An 18,351-nucleotide genomic window follows, 5' to 3' on the forward strand; every position below is an offset into this window, starting at 1 on the left:
ATTTATTGCCAACGTCAAATCATTCATAAGTTTTATTTAAGCATTGCTTGCGATCGCATAAGTGTTGGTCACAAAAACGATTGTTTTCATAACCAAAACGATTGTTTTCATAACCAAAGTGATTATTTTCATAACCAAAGCGATCGTTTTCATAACCAAAGCGATTGTTTTTATGACCAAAACGATTGTTTTCATGACCAAAGCGATTGTTGCCGTTGCAGCTGTGCATGGAATACCTATTAACGGGGCGATCGCAACAATTGTCGTGTTATATATTTTGAAAATTGGAATAAATCTTTTATGCAAATATACTGAGCCAGAGAGTGAGGGAGAGCAACGCAAAAATAATAACACCTAACTCCTGTACAGAGGCGATTAATCGCGTCTCTCCTAACTCCTAACTCCCCTCATGTGCCAGGTAAATTTCGCAAACGCTCATCCAAATGACTACGGTCTGCCAAAACCTTTAACAGCGGACCATGTGAAGTAAATTCTACAATACTGACTGAAGCAACAGGGCATCCCAAACGAAAACGGAAGCGTCCCACATCAATCCCCAGCAAACTACACAGAATAATTCTGATGGTTGCCTTATGGGAAACAACTAAAACATTACCACTACTATAATTTTGTTTAATTTCTTCAATTACCTGCAAGGCACGAGTTGCAATTGTAACAGCCATTTCTCCACCATTTGGTGCATTCCAAGCGGGATCTGCTGACCAGCGAATATAATCATCGTGATATTCACGGCTAATTACTTCTGGTGTTTTTCCTTCCCATAAGCCATAGTTAATTTCTTTCAAACCATCCCTAAGTTGTGGTTCCATCCCTATTGCTTCACATAAGGGTTTTGCTGTCAATACAGTTCGCCGCATTGGACTACAAAATATTGCTGTCCAATCCATAGAACTATATGCGTCAGCAAAAGCCTTTGCCATCTCCAACCCTTCTGGAGTAAGTTCTGAGTCTATGGAACCGCAAAAGGAATTATTGCGACTACATTCTGTCTGTCCGTGACGGAGGAAATAAAGAGTTAGGCTCACGGTATATTCTCATCGATTGTAAATTTAAGAGCATTAACAATCAGATGTAGCTGAAGATAGTTAATGCCTGTGGTATATTACTACAATTTTTTGAGATTTGAAATGATTTTCAGATTGGGCAAAGTTACCGCAGCTACACCCATTATAGACATCGCTATTTGACGCTATTTAAAAGGTAGGCATTGGTGCAGCGATCGCTAATTATTTGATTTTATTTGGCTAAAAATAATCTAATAATATTTTATTACATAATCTTTACTGAATAATAGGCAAAAAATAAAGGTGGGCATAGCCCACCATACTTTGTTACGCAACACTCCAAACTAAGAACTCAAACTTTATTTGCGACTACCCAACCACTTAGCCGCTGCAATTCCGATAATACCTGCAACTACAGGATTACTGAGAAACTTGATAATCCCTGGTTGCTCCGCCAACACTTCGCGGAAAATGTCGGGATGGTTATGATAGACGAAGGACGCTAGTTTGCTAACATCATCAGCACTCATGCGGCTGGGGTGGTGTGTAGAAAGCCCCAACTGTTGCTCTAGATGGCGATCGTCTAGTCCTCTTTCCTTCAAGTGTTTGAAAAAAGCCCTTGCTACATCATCGCGTTCATTGGGTTTAATTTGTGCGATCGCCTGTTGTAATTCTGGCTCCATTTGGCTAGTAGGAATCCGATCTGGATGTAAAGATCGACCAAATAACTGCCGACGTTGATCTGGTGTTGTCCGTTGAGCAAAATCATCGAAATTTTGATATTCTGCTGTTGATTCGGCTGTAGTATCATCCAAAGATTCAACATCACCCTGAGCCAAATCTTTCATTATTTGGCGTTTATACTGTTCGCTGCTTGCCACTTTACTTATCTCCTTTTTTTTCATCAAACTATTTTGATGGCTGGTATTTTCAAGCTATAACTACAAAATCCCAATTCATCAAACCCTCTTCAAGTTTTCATTCCAAATACAGCAATTAGCTATATTTAACTTGATTAGTCTGAGTGTCATACTCAGTAGTCAAAATCAATTTTTTATCAGGTGCATAAATCAAAACTTTTAAGTCTTGATTGGGGAAATTTTTATGAAAACCTTGAACTAAGGATTTTGCTAATGGTCGCACTTCGTTAGGACGAACTTTAGGGGAAATCACAACACCTAGTTTGTTGTTATCACGAACATAAGCGTCCTGAAGTAATCCTTGAGATGTTTGCACAACCCAGGTACCAAAGGTTTGTCCTCCTGGGGTATTGCCTCGCTCTAACTCTGCATAAGTTACATCTCGGCCAATTGCTGACGGAGCAGTTGGGCGGTCAACTTGTGACACGGTAGCGCCACCACAGGCAGTAGTTATCATCAGTACTGCGATTAAAACGAAAGTCGCCAATATTTTGCGACTTTGCTGAAGCAGAATCATTATTTTACCTCCTAAAAAAACCTTGAACAATAGAAAATATAGATTTCCAGTCTGCTCAAAATAATTGAGTTGTTATGCAAATTTATAAATATAGTCTGTCAAGTTTAAGTTGACGGTTAAGCGAGTTATTAGTTAAGACTTTAGTCCTGATTCCCTATACACTAAAATGCTTGGTTACTCCAAACCCTCGAAACTAGCTTGACAAAGTAATAGAGTTAAATTATCTAATTTTTAAGAATTTTTGAAAAGTGTAGAGACGTGATTAATTACGTCTCTACAAAAATCTTGCCAATCAAGCTGATTTTCTATTCTCTACCCCTTGCTCAGGGAAGCTGAAAATAGTTTAGCTTGGCTCTCGAACAACTCATATTTTTTGCAAAAATGGAATCCATCCCATCGATATCCCTAGAGTTTCTGCAAAAAATTATGAATTATTTAGTCAAGTTTTTTCTTCACATTATCTTTTACATCTTCAATGCCGTGGCGTACTTCGCTTTCAGCTTGCTTTGCTTTGCCTTCAGTTTTATCTTTTGGATCTCCAGTAACTTCTGCTGCTGCTTCTTGGGCTTTACCTTCAATATTTTTAGCAGTTGCTTTAGCCCGTTCTTCTAAGCTCATTTTGGTACTCCTTATTTTAAGTTAAGTTTATTTCAAAGCTGTAAATTCACTTTGAAATCTTTTGTGATTACCTTTACACAGTAGCTTAAAGTTTTTCCTAAAGCCTTCCACCACAAGGCATATTAAACAATTTAAGATTCAAACTTAAAAAATCATAATTCACAAAAGTAATTATAGTAAGCATCCTGGCTGTTATTTGAATATAAATTCAATTAATATAGAGTGTAGTTACCTATGCTAAAAGACATAGAACAAGTGCAAATAGCAAATATCGTAATTGCTACTATTGACGTTTAACTAAAAAAACCCAGTTTCGTACAGAAACTGGGTTAATAAAGTTATGAGGATATTTTTTGTCTAATCTAGAAAACCCATCAAGTTTTCAGAATTGTCAATTTCATTTGATGCTATCGGACGGTTACCGAATGTGGAATAGCTTTCAGAAATTACCAATGAACTTGAGCTAATTGGACGAATACCAGAGAGATTAATACTTTCAACAACTTGGAATGTATTAGCACCAATTGGACGAATACCCATTGAGTTATAAGTTTCAACTACTTCTAACGTACTGGTGCTAATGGGACGCACCCCAGCAATTGAAAGTTTTTCAGCAACTTCTAAGTCGCTAGCGCCTATGGGACGAATTCCAGAAATGGCGAGTGTTCCAGAAGCTCCCACTGGCAGTTCATTAACTTCCTCGACTTTATCTGCATTCAAGCTCTGGTCTTGTTGATTTTCAACTTCCTCTGTTGTTTCCCCTGGAGACTTGGCATACTTTTGCCGAGAACTGGTTGCTTTGCCAGCGTTGCTAATAGTCATAAACGAAGACCTCTGGTTTGTTAATTGAATTTTACAATAATTAAGGAAAGATGAAATTTTTTCCCATATACCTTAGAGTTTAACCTTAAAAAACCTCATATAGATATAAGAATCTTTAAAAGTGATACATAAGTAAATTTTAATTATTAAAATTTGTAAAAAATTATTACTAATTATTTGGTCTAATAAGCCAGCTAGAATGGATACAGGGCGAAATCGTCACCATGAGATCGGGTATTTCCAGCAAAACTGTATGACAGAATTTTGTCTTCAAGCTCCCTTTAGTCCCACAGGCGATCAACCGCAAGCGATCGCCCAACTTACTGCTAGTATCCAATCAGGCAATCGTTACCAAACTTTACTAGGTGCTACTGGAACTGGCAAGACATTTTCGGTAGCAGCAGTTATTGAGAAAATTGGCAAGCCTACTTTAGTTCTGGCGCATAACAAAACCCTGGCTGCACAGCTTTGTAACGAGTTGCGAGATTTCTTTCCCAACAACGCAGTCGAGTATTTTGTCAGCTACTACGATTATTATCAGCCAGAAGCGTATATTCCCGTTACCGACACTTATATTGAAAAAACGGCAGCGATTAATGATGAAATAGATATGTTGCGGCATTCAGCGACGCGATCGCTGTTTGAACGTCGTGATGTCATTGTCGTTGCTTCCATCAGTTGCATCTACGGTTTAGGAATGCCAGCAGAATATCTGAAAGCTGCCATCCCCCTTCAGATAGGTATGGAAGTGAATCAGCGCCAAATTTTACGGGATTTGGCAAATGTTCAATATAGCCGCAACGACATAGAAATGGGTCGGGGAAAATTTCGCGTCCGTGGTGATGTCTTAGAAATTGGCCCAGCTTATGAAGACCGAATTATTCGCGTCGAATTCTTTGGTGATGAAATTGACGCGATTCGCTATATTGACCCAGTGACAGGTGAAATTCTCAAAAGTTTGGAAGCAGTGAATGTTTACCCAGCACGCCACTTTGTCACCCCAGAAGAACGATTAGAAGTAGCTTGTCATGACATCGCCGCAGAATTAAAACAGCAAAAACTAGACTTAGAACAAGCTGGGAAACTATTAGAAGCGCAACGCATAGATCAGCGTACACGCTATGACCTAGAAATGCTGCGCGAAGTGGGTTACTGCAACGGCGTTGAGAATTATTCCCGTCACTTAGCAGGAAGACAAGCTGGAGAAGCACCAGAATGTTTAATTGATTATTTTCCCAAAGATTGGCTATTAATTATCGACGAATCTCACGTTACAGTGCCACAAATTCGCGGTATGTATAACGGCGATCAAGCGAGAAAAAAAGTTTTAATTGAACATGGATTTCGGCTTCCTAGCGCTGCTGATAACCGTCCTTTAAAAGCAGAAGAATTCTGGCAAAAGGTGAATCAGTGTATTTTCGTTTCAGCAACTCCCGGAAATTGGGAATTAGAAGTTTCTGAAGATCATGTAGTTGAGCAAGTGATTAGACCAACTGGAGTGGTTGATCCAGAAATTTCCGTACGTCCCACAGAAGGACAAATTGATGATTTGTTGGGAGAAATTAAAGATAGAGCCGATCGCCATGAACGAGTGTTAATTACCACATTAACCAAACGGATGGCAGAAGATTTAACCGAATATTTGCAAGACCGCAGTATAAGGGTACGGTATTTACATTCCGAGATTACTTCTATTGAGCGCATTGAGATTTTGCAGAACTTGCGCGAAGGGAAATTTGATGTTTTGGTTGGCGTGAATTTGCTGCGGGAAGGCTTAGATTTACCCGAAGTTTCCTTAGTAGCAATCATGGATGCAGATAAAGAAGGTTTCTTACGAACCGAGCGTTCCTTAATTCAAACTATTGGTAGAGCCGCGCGTCACGTCCAAGGACAAGCGATTTTGTATGCCGACAATATGACAGGTAGCATGATTAAAGCTATTGATGAAACAGATAGACGGCGTGGTATTCAAACGGCACATAATCGACTGCATGGGATTACACCGCAACCAATTGTCAAAAAATCAAGTAATGCGATTTTGGCTTTTTTAGATGTATCTCGGCGGTTAAATGCAACTGACTTGAAAGTTGTAGATGAACATATAGATGAACTGCCATTAGAACAGATTCCAGGGTTGATTACTCTGTTAGAAGCACAGATGAAAGAGGCGGCGAAAAAACTGGAATTTGAAGAGGCGGGTAAATTGCGCGATCGCATTAAGCATCTGCGGGATAAAATGCTAGGACATTAACGTGAATCTCATGCTGACCAAATATTAGCCTAAATTGAAATAGCTGATTCCAGTCTCAAGTATGATCGAGAAGTAAAAGCGATGGCTTGTCTGCGACACGCTACGCGAACGCCAACGCCAAGGGCGAACGCATACTCTAAATACTTTTGTTGCTAGAGTTCTTTTCTTGAATTCTCAGCAAATTATAGTTATCTAACTAACTAAAGGAGAACCATCATGGCTGTATATTTAATTGCAGACGTTAAAGTTACGGATGATGCCTGGATTTCGGACTACGCAGCAAATGTCCACGATATCGTACATAATCATGGAGGGAAATACCTTTCCCGCAGTGGCAATATTACGACTATTGAAGGCGAGGGATTAGGAACAACATTGCTTGCTTTGCTGGAATTCCCTTCTACGGAAGCAGTGCAAGCGTTTGTTAACGATCCAGCCTATGCAAAATATCGTCAAGCTCGCCAGGCTGGTAGTATCAGCAGGTTCCATATAATTGACGACACCGATGTTGCAGGAACCATACCGTATTTACCAAAAGGTTAATATCGTCTATTGTCCGATTTGATCCAAAATATGCATCTAGATAAATATCCATTATGTTTACTTTGGATCGTCTTTTAGATACTCATACCTTTATCTGGCTACGCTATCCTAAATAAACTGAATCATTAAGAGATCGCGCCGATGGTTGCTTTACCCGATCGCATTTTGATGAGTGCAGAGGAATATCTGGTTTGGGAACCCGCTTAAGAGAAACGCTACGAGTAGTGGGATGGCGAAGTTGTGGGGATGAGCGGTGATACGCGCAACCATAATCGGATTTCTCTCAATTTCTCAAAGCTCTTAGATGATGCCCTGGCCGATGTCTACGACGGGCTACGCCTACGCACCTGTGAAGTATACATTGTAGATGTAAAGGTGCAGGTAGAACCGGGGCAAAAGTATTTTTATCCAGATGTGGTGGTAACTTGCGATGAGCGCGATCGCGATCCACAATTGGTACAGTTTCCCTGTTTAATTATTGAAGTGCTATCACCTTCAATGGAAGCAGCCGATAGAGGAAAAAAGTTTGCCCTTATGGTTCTAGTTTTCGGTGGGAAGTCAGTGAGGTTGGATTTCAAGCAGGGTTTTTTGCTGGTTTTTTAAGCTACGGCATATTTCTATTGGTTAATCAGAGACGAAAATTACCTTTGTCTTATCGGCAATTACTTAAAATGGCACGCTATCCCATTATTTGGGCAATTGTAGTTGCTCAGATCGCAGGATTTATATTTTATTATTTTCAATTTCCCTTCTTTGCCGATCAGATTACGCCAGTCGTTCAACCAGCAGAAGTTTCCAAATTTATGTTGGTTTGGGGAATCCATATTGGACTTTACATCGGTGCAGCGTTAGGAATTGTGCATGGTGTAGCAAAGATTCGTCGAAGAATGCTACATCTGTCACTATAAGGACTATATCCACCCTCGTAATTTTTTATGTACCCATGCCAAATACCACATATAATCATCAATTTTGTAATTATCAGCAGCTTTAACTATATATTCCTGAGCTAAATCAAGATTATTTTGAGCTTCGTAATATAATCCCAAGTAAAGATGACTGTAAAAATTCCCCTTTATTCCTTCTGATTGGCCCACACTTAAAACATCATCTGGTGTACAATTTCCTGCATACAAATCATATACACGCTGCATAATACGTCGAGGGTCATTTTTCACAGTTAGTAAAGAATTACGTGCCTCTTCAACACCTAACGAACGAGCTATGCAGATATATCGCCATACTGTTTCTTCTACATCTTGAGCATTCACAGTCAAATCTATTTCAAATTGTTGAGCGCCTTCAGCAAATCTTTCTGCATAATAATATGATAATCCCCGTTGCCAGAGGTAAGGTTTGATACGGGCATCAAATTGCTCTGCTATATCAAAATCTTGAATAGATTCATCAATCTTAGCTAGTTGAAAGTTAACCATGCCTCGACGAACGTAAGCATTAGGATTTTTTGGCTGATTGCGAATGGTTTCGTTCCAGCGCTGGAGTTGATTTTCCAGAGAATTTGAAAAAAACATGGGTTTGATCAGCTATTGAATTGGAATCAGATGCGGTAAATGCTTTAGGGATTGCGATCGCCTACATTACTATAAAAAGCGATCGCATTGGGCACTTGCAAGATAAACTCTTAGGTTATTGATAGCTTTAAAATAAAAAAATCCGCAGAATTACAAATGAGCGATGCCTACGGCGGGCTACGCCTACGCTGGACACTGACAGGAAAGAAAGCACTGGTTACAGGTGCCACTAAAGGCATTGGACTATAGGACTAGTATTTGATTCTTGAAATACACGTAGGGTGTGTTATGCCGTAGGCTAACGCACCAAAACCTTCGGATGGTGCGTTACGGAAACCGTAACACACCCTACACATACTTAGATTTTTTCATAAATCAAATCCGATTGCTATAGCTGTTGCTAATGAGTTCTTATCTCTGGGTGCAGAAGTCACAATTGTGGCACGGAATTCTCAGGATGTTGACCAACAATTAAGTATTTGGCAACAAGCAGGATTATCTGCTTATGGGATTACGGCAGATGTTGCAACCCCTGATGGGCGTCAAGTCATCTTTGAGCAGGTTAGCAAAACCTGGAATAAATTAGATATCTTGGTCAATAATGTCGGAACCAATATTAGTAAAAAACTCGTAGAGTATACGCTAGCTGAGTATCAGTTCATCATCCAGACGAACCAGATATCAATTTTTGAGATGTGCCGTCTATTTTACCCTCTACTGCAAAATAGGGAAAATAGCAGCATTGTGAATATAAGTTCTGTGGCAGGTTTAGTCTCGAACCGTACAGGTGCTCCTTATGGTATGACTAAAGCGGCTATAAATCAACTGACGCGATCGCTATCAGTTGAGTGGGCGTCAGATCGTATTAGAGTAAATACCGTAGCACCTCGGGCTATTCGCACGTCTCTAACCGAGTCTGTACTCGACAACCAAGATTTTCTCAAATTAGTTCTGTCCCAAACACCTATGGGAAGAGTTGGTCAACCAGAAGAAGTCGCTGGGATTGTGGCATTTCTTTGTATGCCTGCGGCATCTTTCATCACTGGACAATGTATCACCGTTGATGGTGGATTTTTGGCTTTCGGTTTTTAAGTCTAAAGCTGACTTAAGTCCTGTCTAAATCTCAAACTGAGATCCATCCACGAGGTAGAAGAAACTACTTACAAAATTAAGTATTGTAGAATTTGTGTCTTAAAATCAGGAAAAAACGCCCGTGGTTCCCATTAGAGATAATAATCCTACAAAAATTACGCCTTATGTGACTTATGGGCTGATTGCTGCTAATGTCCTTGCTTTTCTTTATGAGGCAAATCTTCCTCCCCAAGCATTAAATGGGTTTCTACGCCTTGCGGCTGTAGTTCCACGAGAACTTACCTTAAGCTTTGCTGGTATCTCTGTACATCAACCAGTACCAGAGTGGGCAACTTTGATTACCTCGCAATTCTTGCATGGTGGTTTCTTGCACTTAGCAGGTAATATGCTGTTCCTCTGGATTTTTGGTAACAACGTTGAAGATAAATTAGGTCATGCCAAATATTTACTATTTTATTTATCTTGCGGTGTTTTGGCAGCATTAACACAGTGGTTCTTCGCTCAAGATTCTAGCATTCCATCTTTGGGTGCGAGTGGTGCGATCGCAGGTGTCATGGGTGCATACATTCTCCGCTTTCCCAATGCTGAAGTTCTCGGCGTTGTACCTTTAGGAATTTTCTTCCCGACTTTCCGCGTTCCCGCATATTTCTTTTTAGGATTCTGGTTTCTCGAACAAGCCTTTTACGGACTTACTAGTCTCGAAGCACGTACCAATATCGGTATGGAAAGTGGCGGTATTGCCTACTGGGCCCATGCAGGCGGGTTTGTCTTTGGGGCAATTCTTGGCCCACTGTTGGGTTTGTTTAACGATAAATCACAGGAAGAATCTTGGTACAAGTAATTATTCATGGTATCGCATTACCCCTCAATTATACTGTTTTGTTTAATAGGTTAAATTGCCTAAACTTCGCAACTGCTAGCCATACAAGCTATATTGCAGTTAGCCAATAACTTAGGAAAAACACCTGTGTTTCCCCTTTACGACGAAAATCCGACGCGAATCACCCCGTATTTCACCTACGGGTTAATTGGCATGAATATTTTAGTTTTTATTCACGAGGTGAGCCTGTCAAATGCACAATTGAGTCAGTTTTTAAGTCAGTATGCGGTAGTACCTCAAGAGTTAACCACCAATTTGAGTGGAGAATGGATAACGTTATTTACGTCGCAATTTTTACACGGCGGTTGGTGGCACTTAATCTCGAATATGGTGTTTCTCTGGGTTTTTGGCAACAATATTGAAGATCGATTAGGTCATGCCAAATATCTGATTTTTTATTTGGCGTGTGGTGCTTTAGCTGCCTTGTGCCAATGGTTTATTGGTATGAATTCTCAGATTCCTTCGTTGGGGGCAAGTGGTGCAATTTCTGGGGTTTTGGGTGCGTACATTATCCGCTTTCCCCACGCTAAAGTGATGACCTTAATATTTTTGGGGATTTTCATTACCACAATTAGAGTTCCAGCACTAGTAATCATTGGACTTTTTGTTGTGCAAAATGTGATATCCGGTCTTGCTACCCTGCAAACAGCCGCTAACATGACTGTGCAAACTGGTGGAGTTGCCTATTGGGCGCACATTGGTGGTTTTGTTTTTGGGGTAATTCTCGCTCCTCTATTTGGTTTGTTTAGGCACGACTAAATACAGCATTTCCTAAATTCATAGCAAAAAATTGCTACCTATCAAACCTCTGCGTATCCTCTGCGCTAACTTTTGTGTACCTACCAGGAAGGCGAAGCGCATCTGCGTTGAAATTTGCACATTTGAAAATTATTAGTTTTTGCCTGCACCTGCTGAAACTTCTGCTGATTCTTCTACCTCAGATGTAAATGTTGATGATTGTGCAACTTGTTCAGGTACAGAAACGATGATATCAGCACCATTAATAATTGCTCCTAATAACCCCAGTTCAGCTTCCACCAATTGATCGATAGCTTCACCTAGCATGTTCTCTTCTGTATAGTGTGGTCGCGCCACTAGTACGATCCCATCGCTGTAGGGTTGGATTAACAAAGGGTCATTAGATATACTGAGTGAACTAGTATCTAAAATAACTAAATCAAAACGTTCGCGGGCATCTTCCATGAGCCGCCGCATTTCGCTGGATTCAAGAATAGCAGCAGATTGCCGTATGGGACCAGGGCTGGGAATAATGTATAAATTTTCCACATCAGGCACTAAACGAATACATTCACTCAAATTACCGTAATAACGCAGGGGTTCAATAGTGGCGTCGGGGTCAGGAATTACTTTCAGGGATGTACAACGGGAAGGCGATCGCAAATCTGTTTCGACGATCAAGGTTCTTTTACCAGCACGTGCAGAAGCTACACCCAAGTTATAAGCACTTGCTGTCTTACCCTCTAGGCTGCTAGTGCTAGTAATCAACACCACCTTTAAGTTTTTCCCACCAATCCGGCGCAGATTACTACGGAATTTCTCATAAAATTCTAAATAAGGAGAATCTTGGGAAAGTACCACTGGCACAGCTTCTTGATCCAAATCATCAACTGGCATTAAAGGCAATTCTCCCAATACTGCCACTTCCCGTTGCTTGAGGCTCTGGCGGATATCCTCCCTGGTTTTGAAAGTCCCTTCCAGCGCTCCCAACAAAAATATCACACCACCACCAATCACCACACCTAAGAAACCACCCACAGCAAGGGTAATAGGCACACTCTTAGGGGGTTTGATATCGGGAACAACTGTGGGTCGTCTGGCAATGCTGAGGCTGCTAGTAGTTTCTGCCTCTGCGGTTTTAGCATCGGTTAGCTTCACCTGCATTTGGTCATAGATGGCTTTTTTGAGGGCAACCTCTTGTTCTAAACGCGATCGCTCTAATTGCTTATTCGGTATCAGAGAATACTCTTGCCGTAGTCGCGCTTCTTGTTGGATTTCTTGAGTTAGTTGTTGTTGCAGCGTCTCCCGTTGGGTTTGCAAAGACACCATTTGGTTTGCCAATTGCTGGCGGGCTGGATCTAAGCTGCTTTGGGTACGAATACCTGCAACACTACCCTGAAGCGGAGCCGCAGTCCCATCACCACCTAACACTTCAGAGGCACGTTGTTGTAGCAATTCCTCAGCAGCTTGTTTCTGACGCAACAACTGAACCATCGTTGGATGTTCCGGTCGCAAATCTTTTCTGAGCACGGCAATTTGCGACTCACTTTGATAAATTTGCGCTCGCAAGTTACCAATAATTGGATCTGCACTCAAAGCAGAAGAAATATAAGCCTGTCCGACTGTTAAGCCTAACTTATTTTGTAAACTGCGAACTTGACCATCAACCCCAGAAATAGTTAATTGAATTTGCCGTTGTAGATTTTGGCTGGCAGTAATGGCGCTTAACAAACTGCCATTCTCCGCTGCTAATATTGCTGTTCGCTCTATGCGATCGTACTGTTCCAACTTCTTTTCAGCAACTTGCAGTTCTCGTTTAGCTTGTGGTGTGCGATCGTTAATCTTTTCAATAATTGCTTGTAATCGTCCAGTATTGATATCACTGCTCAACTTGATCATTGCTTGCATCAATTCCGCCAAGACCTGTATACCTCGTTTGGCGTCAGTATCTACATATTTCAATTCCAAAATACTAGATTCCAGTTCTCCAGACCTGGGGTTTTTTTTAGGTACAGAAAGGACGACACTGGCACCGAGCTTTTTCGGTTTGACACCGACTTTTTCTGCCACTGCTGCAATTATCTGGTTTGACAGTAAAACTTCCTCATTTAGTTCTTTTCCTTGCTGTTGGATTTCACTACCAGTTGCAGAGAAAGAAACTGGTGGACCACTATAGGTAAGTGCAGCAGATGCTATATAGCTAGTAGGTGGCTCTGGTTGCATAGCCACCACAGTTGACCCTGCTACAACTAAAGCAAAACTAGCTAATCCAATCCACTTGTACTTATCAAAAGCAATAAGATAGCGCTTAACAATTGGTGGGGTCATGGTTGCTTCACTCCAATTCAAAATTTAAAATGACGCTCGCAAACTCGCTAACGCTGCACTAACAAAATTCAAAATTAGGAAGCACCAAACTAAAGATAGTGGCTTTGATATAAGGACGCTATCGACTTCCTACTGTATATACCGGTTGATATCTTTAATATTTTTACATTAACGAATTCAAAGAGAAATTGGAGATGTGGCTGCCTCCACTCCCAAGTATTTACAGATTGTATCTTTCTTTTAAAGTCACTAATTTGACCCGCCACCAAAGTTGTCAAAAAACCGGAGAAAGGATTGAACATTAAAGAAAGGTTGGGTAATGGTAGTCAAGAAATTAGTAATTCTACCGATGAGGTTCCGACCAACAACAAGAACATCATTATCTTGAAGCGCTACATTTTGGGACGCATCGCCACCTAGAGCTTTTTTAGCATCAAGTTTCTGGGTAACAGCTTTACCTTGTTCAGGATCGAAGCGAACCAGAGCGATATCTCGGAGGTTAGCAGTGTCGAGATTTACTCCTCCCAAAGCATCTACAAATGTACTGCCGTTAGGCAGTGCTTGAATGGAAATACCTCCCGCAGCATAGTTTAAAACCCGGACTCTAATCTGTGGTACAGCCAAGGATGAACGTGCTACCAAATTGCGGTCATAACCGTCATCATTACCAACTTCACGACGGGGTACGAGTATCGCATCTCCATCTTGTAACCGTAAATTAGGGATTGAACCACCATTTTGCAGTGCTGCATATAGGTCAATAGTTTGTGAAATCACGGAACCATCGATTAACTTCCGACGTACTTGTACTTGCCGCAGGTCTGCATTCAACGTTGAACCACCAGATATTAGCAAGGCATCAGCAACACGGGGTGTTGTTGAATTAATCGGATAAATTCCTGGTCGAAATATTTCCCCGCTAATGGTAACTTGAACTGGTCGCGTCCCTGCCAAGGATACTACCACTATTGGATCTGGGAAAATACGACTCAAACCCAAGCGAATTTTTTCTTGAGCTTCTTCCAAGGTTAAACCTTGTAATGACACTGTTCCCACTTGCGGCACTACAATGTTGCCTTCTGGACTAATTACAGCTTGAAAACCGAAGTCTTGACGCTGGGTTGCTAAGGCTAAAACTATAACTGGATCAACCACATAACGATTTAAACCCAAGCGAATTTTCTCTTGAGCTTCTTGCAAAGTTAAACCTTGTAAGAATACTGTTCCCAGTAACGGCACGACAATATTACCTTCTGGGTTGATTAAAGCTTGAAAGCTCAAATCTGGAAAGCGCTGAACCGAAACGCTAATTCCATCTCCTATTCCTAAGCGGTATGGGCCAGGAGGACGCTGAAGCACAACGCCAATTATATCTCCTGGGCCCAAGAGGTAACGGCTCAGTTGAGGGGAAATTTCGTCATTTGCACCTGGAGGTACAACCTCAGTACCTGGTACAGGCGAGGGGGGTTGCCCTGGTGATTGTCCTTGAGATGGAAAAGGCTGGGCAACAACAAGTTGGATAGGTGTTGTTAAGAAAACTCCTACTTGAAGACTGACAAAACACAGGGCGCTGAATCCACGCATATAAGAATTGGGATCTATGAACATCGGTGCAGGAAAACTGATATATGAATTAGTCGCGCCGAGTGGTTATTTTACTCTAAAAATGTCCTCAATGTCTCTTTTATCTGCAAGTATTTACTAAGAAAAAGAGAAGAATTTTGCTACATATAATTTCTAACTTCATATTATTAACATCTTTTAGCTGAGTTTTTGCCTAAACGCAATTTATCAAGATACTGTTGACGAATCTCTGCACAAAGGCATCCATACCAGACTCTACAATGTGCCTGACATCAATGCAGCTTGCACTGTTTCCCCGATAGACTGGGCTAAAGACCAAGATGTTTCTACCTGCCCCAAAGGTTCCATTGGAATCAGAATACTCACACCAACCCAAGGAGTGCGTTGCTTACGCCACTGTGCCAATTGATCCGCCAAGAACCAGTGGAAAGGTGATGGATTTCCGCCGTCTGGCATAGCGTACCATTGCAATACAGCGAAGGTTTGCTGTGGTGTGGAGGCGCGAAAGAACCTAGCTTGTACTTTAGTTTCGACATTAGAAGCCAACTTTGCAGGCGATTTCACAGGAAACTCAGCAGAACGAAATTGAGCTACATCCCACTTTCCCCAGCGCGATCTTCCCCAGCCGTTAACGTCTGTCCACTCTACCTCTGGTTGATCCATAGGCCCATTTTGCGGCAGCAAAAGTAGGATTGCTTGGGATTCGGAACCTTCTTTTTTAATTAGCTGCAAAGACCATTTATGTTCGCCAATTTGCTGTTCTGCTTGTTCAATGGTTTGCCAACCAGGAAGAGTTAACCCGGTCTTGCGGATCTGTTTTAATTCTTTGAGGGTAGCAACAGGTGGCGGCTGCTTCCATTGCCAGTGTCCTGTGAGGTATCCGGGAACCCCTGCGATTACCAGCAGTAGTAGCAATAACAAAAGTGCTGCTACCTGACTCAATTGGTTTTCCTTGAAAAACTTGGAGAAGGAAATCATCAGTAAAATTTGCAATACTTAGGCAAAATTTTACTTTATAAAATAACACTGTGAGTTCAGTAATATTTAGGACTTACGCATCAGCGACGAAAAATTAAGAGAGCAGGGAGCAGAAGAGGCAGAGAGAAGGGTGGAGAGGAGAGGAATTTTCCCCCTCGCCCCTTGCTCCCCTGCCTCTTTTCAATGCCCAATAGTTCTAACTTTCTCCTTCTTGCTGAGTTTCTAGAGATGCTGAAAAATAGCTATTAATCCAATTCAGTAAGGGCACTAATGACACCAGCATACAAGCAGAGTAGAGATCGCCACCCCAACCCTCATGCAGCCATTTAAAAGCTGCCTCTTGACCTGTACCGTGAAAGAAAGTCAGTAAAGTATTACGGATGATATTGGCACTAATACTAATAATCACAGCAATAGATAAAAACGATATAGTTGTGCGGCGTGAAGACAAAGCATCTGTCCAATAAAGCAGCATCAAGCCGACGTAGAGAGTTGTAAACAACATTTTCAGCCCCGCACAATAGGGAGCAACTTCCACAATCCGACCTCCCACGTAGAGATTTATCTCATCTACGGTTACTTCCATACCAAATTGATTCAGTATGAAGCCTGCTGTTCCAGCAATAAAGCTTTGGAGAGGCAAGGTATAGGGAGCAATGAGATATGGTAATGCCGTTGGGGTTGCTAAAAATACTAGTATCAGAGGGAATCCTTGCGATCGCAAACCTGATATTCCCTTAAACCACAAGCATAATCCTACCAATATAACGGGTAAGGAAAGGTTAACCCACTCCGTAACACCGCTAAGATAAAAAACTGCCCCTAATAACAAGAAAACAGCACCTAAAGGATGGATCGTATCTGGCAAACGTGTCCACTTTTTCCGGTTCATCCAGCCCAGATAAGCAGCAAATGGTAAACCAATAATCCCGTGGCTGAAATATTCATGTTCTGTACTGATATTTTTGTGCAGCCAACCATCCAACCAATGTAGCAATATAGGAGCATAAAGCAGCAGCAAAACACCTAAAATCGCTACATTTAATAAGCCTGAGGCGTTTCTGTTTTTAAAGTGTTGCTGGAGTGCCATGATTTTCAGTAATTCAAAAACTTTGGTCATTAGTCATTGGTCATTGGTCACTTGTACTGCCCTTCTCCAAGAGTTGTATTAGTCATTAGTTTTGGACAAAGCACAAATGACAAATGTCTAATTGTTAGACGCACATCAGGTATGAATTCACTTCAGGCTACCACGCTGCTAAGGTCGGCAGGAGAGGGTTCATTTACCTGAGAAATTGTTGAGACTGCATGAGCGATCGCGGCTACAACTTCTTTAACTTGGCTACTACTCAAACCAGGATACATTGGTAATGATAATATTTGCTTTGACAGTTTTTCTGCTTGGGGAAAATCTCCCAACTGATAGCCTAAGTTGGTGAATGCCGGCTGGAGATGACAAGGAATTGGGTAGTGAATGCCAGTTTGAATTCCCGCTGCTGTGAGTTTTTCTTGGAGTTGCTGGCGTTCTATTGGGCAGGAATCATCAATTTTAATGACATAAAGATGATAGACATGTCCTGTACCACTTTGGTTTTCTATGGGGATAATGCCAGCAGCTGCTAAGGGTGCTAGTTCGTTATCATACTGCTGGGCAATAGTAAGGCGATCGCGATTCCACTGTGGCAAATATGGTAGTTTCTGGTGCAAAACTGCTGCTTGTAAAGTATCCAAACGGCTATTTGTACCTGGTTCAGTATGAAAATACTTTTGCGATGCACCATAATTTCGCAAACGCACCATCTTCTGGGCTACATCGGAATCTCGTGTCAGCAGCATTCCTCCATCCCCAAATGCTCCCAAATTTTTGCTGGGATAGAAACTAAAAGCTGCTGCTATTCCCACTGAACCAGCGTAATATTCCTCTCTTTGGGCGAGATGTGCTTGTGCCGCATCTTCAAAAATTAGTAGTCTGTAGGTATCAGCAAAGTTCAATAACTGGCGTGGTGATACCATTTGGCCATAGAGATGCACAGGGATAATTGCTTTAGTCTGAGGCGTAATTGCCTTTGCTGCGGCTTCTAAGTCAATTAAAGCTGTTCGGCGATCGCAATCTACCAGAATTGGCTTTGCACCAGCCCGTAGGACTCCAATTAAGGTTGCGACAAAAGTGTTTGCTGGTAAAATCACTTCATCGCCAGCACCAATATTACATGCTTGTAAACCAAGAGCGATCGCATCTGTTCCTGATGCAACACCAACTCCATAAGCTGCTCCAGACACTGCCGCAAATGCTGCTTCAAAATCTGAGAGTGCTTGCCCTAAAATAAAATCTCCCTGTTCCAATACAGATTGGATTGCATCTTGCAATTGCATTTGAATTGGTTCATGTTGTAACTTCAGGTCTACAAAAGGAACCCTAATAGTCATTTTATTCATTACCACTTGTCCTCAAAAAGGATTTTATCGTATGGGAAAAATAGAACAGCCTACACAGTTTTCGGCATGAAATTGTAATAGCTTTAA

General features: G+C 41.4%; 18 protein-coding genes and 1 pseudogene. 7 read left to right on the forward strand and 12 right to left on the reverse strand.

Annotated features, from left to right (window positions below):
* Positions 1–19: 19 nt before the first annotated feature.
* From RM347_RS01730 to RM347_RS01755, 6 genes are all read right to left on the reverse strand, one after another.
* Entirely contained in the window at positions 20–229 is a 210-nt protein-coding gene (locus RM347_RS01730) for a hypothetical protein (protein ID WP_322722373.1), read from the reverse strand.
* A gap of 178 nt (positions 230–407) precedes the next feature.
* Entirely contained in the window at positions 408–1,046 is a 639-nt protein-coding gene (locus RM347_RS01735) for a histidine phosphatase family protein (RefSeq protein ID WP_322722375.1), read from the reverse strand.
* Between the two features lie 338 nt (positions 1,047–1,384).
* Complete coding sequence (locus tag RM347_RS01740; protein ID WP_322722377.1) at positions 1,385–1,906, reverse strand: hypothetical protein; 522 nt, start codon at positions 1,904–1,906, stop codon at positions 1,385–1,387.
* Between the two features lie 115 nt (positions 1,907–2,021).
* Positions 2,022–2,462: a hypothetical protein gene (locus RM347_RS01745; RefSeq protein WP_322722379.1), complete on the reverse strand. Its 441-nt coding sequence runs from the start codon at positions 2,460–2,462 to the stop codon at positions 2,022–2,024.
* A 435-nt stretch (positions 2,463–2,897) separates the two neighbouring features.
* Positions 2,898–3,080 (reverse strand): CsbD family protein, encoded by a 183-nt coding sequence (locus RM347_RS01750; RefSeq protein WP_322722381.1) that lies wholly within the window; start codon positions 3,078–3,080, stop codon positions 2,898–2,900.
* Positions 3,081–3,437: 357 nt separating this feature from the next.
* The gene (locus RM347_RS01755) at positions 3,438–3,902 is read right to left on the reverse strand and encodes a hypothetical protein (RefSeq protein WP_322722382.1); all 465 of its coding nucleotides are present in this window, start codon (positions 3,900–3,902) and stop codon (positions 3,438–3,440) included.
* Positions 3,903–4,155: 253 nt separating this feature from the next.
* Between RM347_RS01755 and uvrB the strand changes: the two genes are divergently transcribed.
* From uvrB to RM347_RS01775, 4 genes and pseudogenes are all read left to right on the forward strand, one after another.
* Entirely contained in the window at positions 4,156–6,153 is a 1,998-nt protein-coding gene (gene uvrB / locus RM347_RS01760) for an excinuclease ABC subunit UvrB (RefSeq protein ID WP_322722383.1), read from the forward strand.
* 216 nt (positions 6,154–6,369) lie between these two features.
* Positions 6,370–6,696 (forward strand): DUF1330 domain-containing protein, encoded by a 327-nt coding sequence (locus tag RM347_RS01765; RefSeq protein ID WP_322722384.1) that lies wholly within the window; start codon positions 6,370–6,372, stop codon positions 6,694–6,696.
* Positions 6,697–6,837: 141 nt separating this feature from the next.
* A pseudogene (locus RM347_RS01770) lies at positions 6,838–7,227 on the forward strand (Uma2 family endonuclease); the annotation flags it as partial.
* A gap of 140 nt (positions 7,228–7,367) precedes the next feature.
* A complete protein-coding gene (locus RM347_RS01775; RefSeq protein ID WP_322722385.1) occupies positions 7,368–7,604 on the forward strand; it encodes a hypothetical protein in 237 nt (78 codons plus the stop codon).
* Positions 7,605–7,607: 3 nt separating this feature from the next.
* Here RM347_RS01775 and RM347_RS01780 read toward each other — a convergent pair whose 3' ends face one another.
* Positions 7,608–8,228, reverse strand: a complete 621-nt coding sequence (locus tag RM347_RS01780) for a tetratricopeptide repeat protein (RefSeq protein WP_322722386.1) — start codon at positions 8,226–8,228, stop codon at positions 7,608–7,610.
* Between the two features lie 384 nt (positions 8,229–8,612).
* Here RM347_RS01780 and RM347_RS01785 point away from each other — a divergent pair, with 384 nt between their 5' ends.
* From RM347_RS01785 to RM347_RS01795, 3 genes are all read left to right on the forward strand, one after another.
* Complete coding sequence (locus RM347_RS01785) at positions 8,613–9,320, forward strand: SDR family oxidoreductase (RefSeq protein WP_322722465.1); 708 nt, start codon at positions 8,613–8,615, stop codon at positions 9,318–9,320.
* Positions 9,321–9,441: 121 nt separating this feature from the next.
* Positions 9,442–10,161 (forward strand): rhomboid family intramembrane serine protease, encoded by a 720-nt coding sequence (locus tag RM347_RS01790; RefSeq protein ID WP_322722387.1) that lies wholly within the window; start codon positions 9,442–9,444, stop codon positions 10,159–10,161.
* A gap of 126 nt (positions 10,162–10,287) precedes the next feature.
* A complete protein-coding gene (locus tag RM347_RS01795) occupies positions 10,288–10,959 on the forward strand; it encodes a rhomboid family intramembrane serine protease (RefSeq protein WP_322722466.1) in 672 nt (223 codons plus the stop codon).
* Between the two features lie 132 nt (positions 10,960–11,091).
* Here the strand turns inward: RM347_RS01795 and RM347_RS01800 are convergent, their stop codons facing one another.
* The 5 genes from RM347_RS01800 to RM347_RS01820 form a co-directional block, all read right to left on the reverse strand.
* A complete protein-coding gene (locus RM347_RS01800) occupies positions 11,092–13,266 on the reverse strand; it encodes a GumC family protein (RefSeq protein ID WP_322722388.1) in 2,175 nt (724 codons plus the stop codon).
* A 249-nt stretch (positions 13,267–13,515) separates the two neighbouring features.
* On the reverse strand, positions 13,516–14,874 hold the full coding sequence (locus RM347_RS01805) for a polysaccharide biosynthesis/export family protein (protein ID WP_322722389.1): 1,359 nt from the start codon (positions 14,872–14,874) through the stop codon (positions 13,516–13,518).
* 231 nt (positions 14,875–15,105) lie between these two features.
* Positions 15,106–15,828 (reverse strand): cyanoexosortase B system-associated protein, encoded by a 723-nt coding sequence (locus tag RM347_RS01810; protein WP_322722391.1) that lies wholly within the window; start codon positions 15,826–15,828, stop codon positions 15,106–15,108.
* Positions 15,829–16,024: 196 nt separating this feature from the next.
* Entirely contained in the window at positions 16,025–16,918 is an 894-nt protein-coding gene (gene crtB, locus RM347_RS01815) for a cyanoexosortase B (protein ID WP_322722467.1), read from the reverse strand.
* 152 nt (positions 16,919–17,070) lie between these two features.
* The gene (locus RM347_RS01820; RefSeq protein WP_322722469.1) at positions 17,071–18,255 is read right to left on the reverse strand and encodes a DegT/DnrJ/EryC1/StrS family aminotransferase; all 1,185 of its coding nucleotides are present in this window, start codon (positions 18,253–18,255) and stop codon (positions 17,071–17,073) included.
* Positions 18,256–18,351 lie beyond the last annotated feature (96 nt).

It is taken from the genome of Nostoc sp. ChiQUE02 (genome assembly GCF_034531305.2).
Taxonomy (GTDB): Bacteria; Cyanobacteriota; Cyanobacteriia; order Cyanobacteriales; family Nostocaceae; genus Nostoc.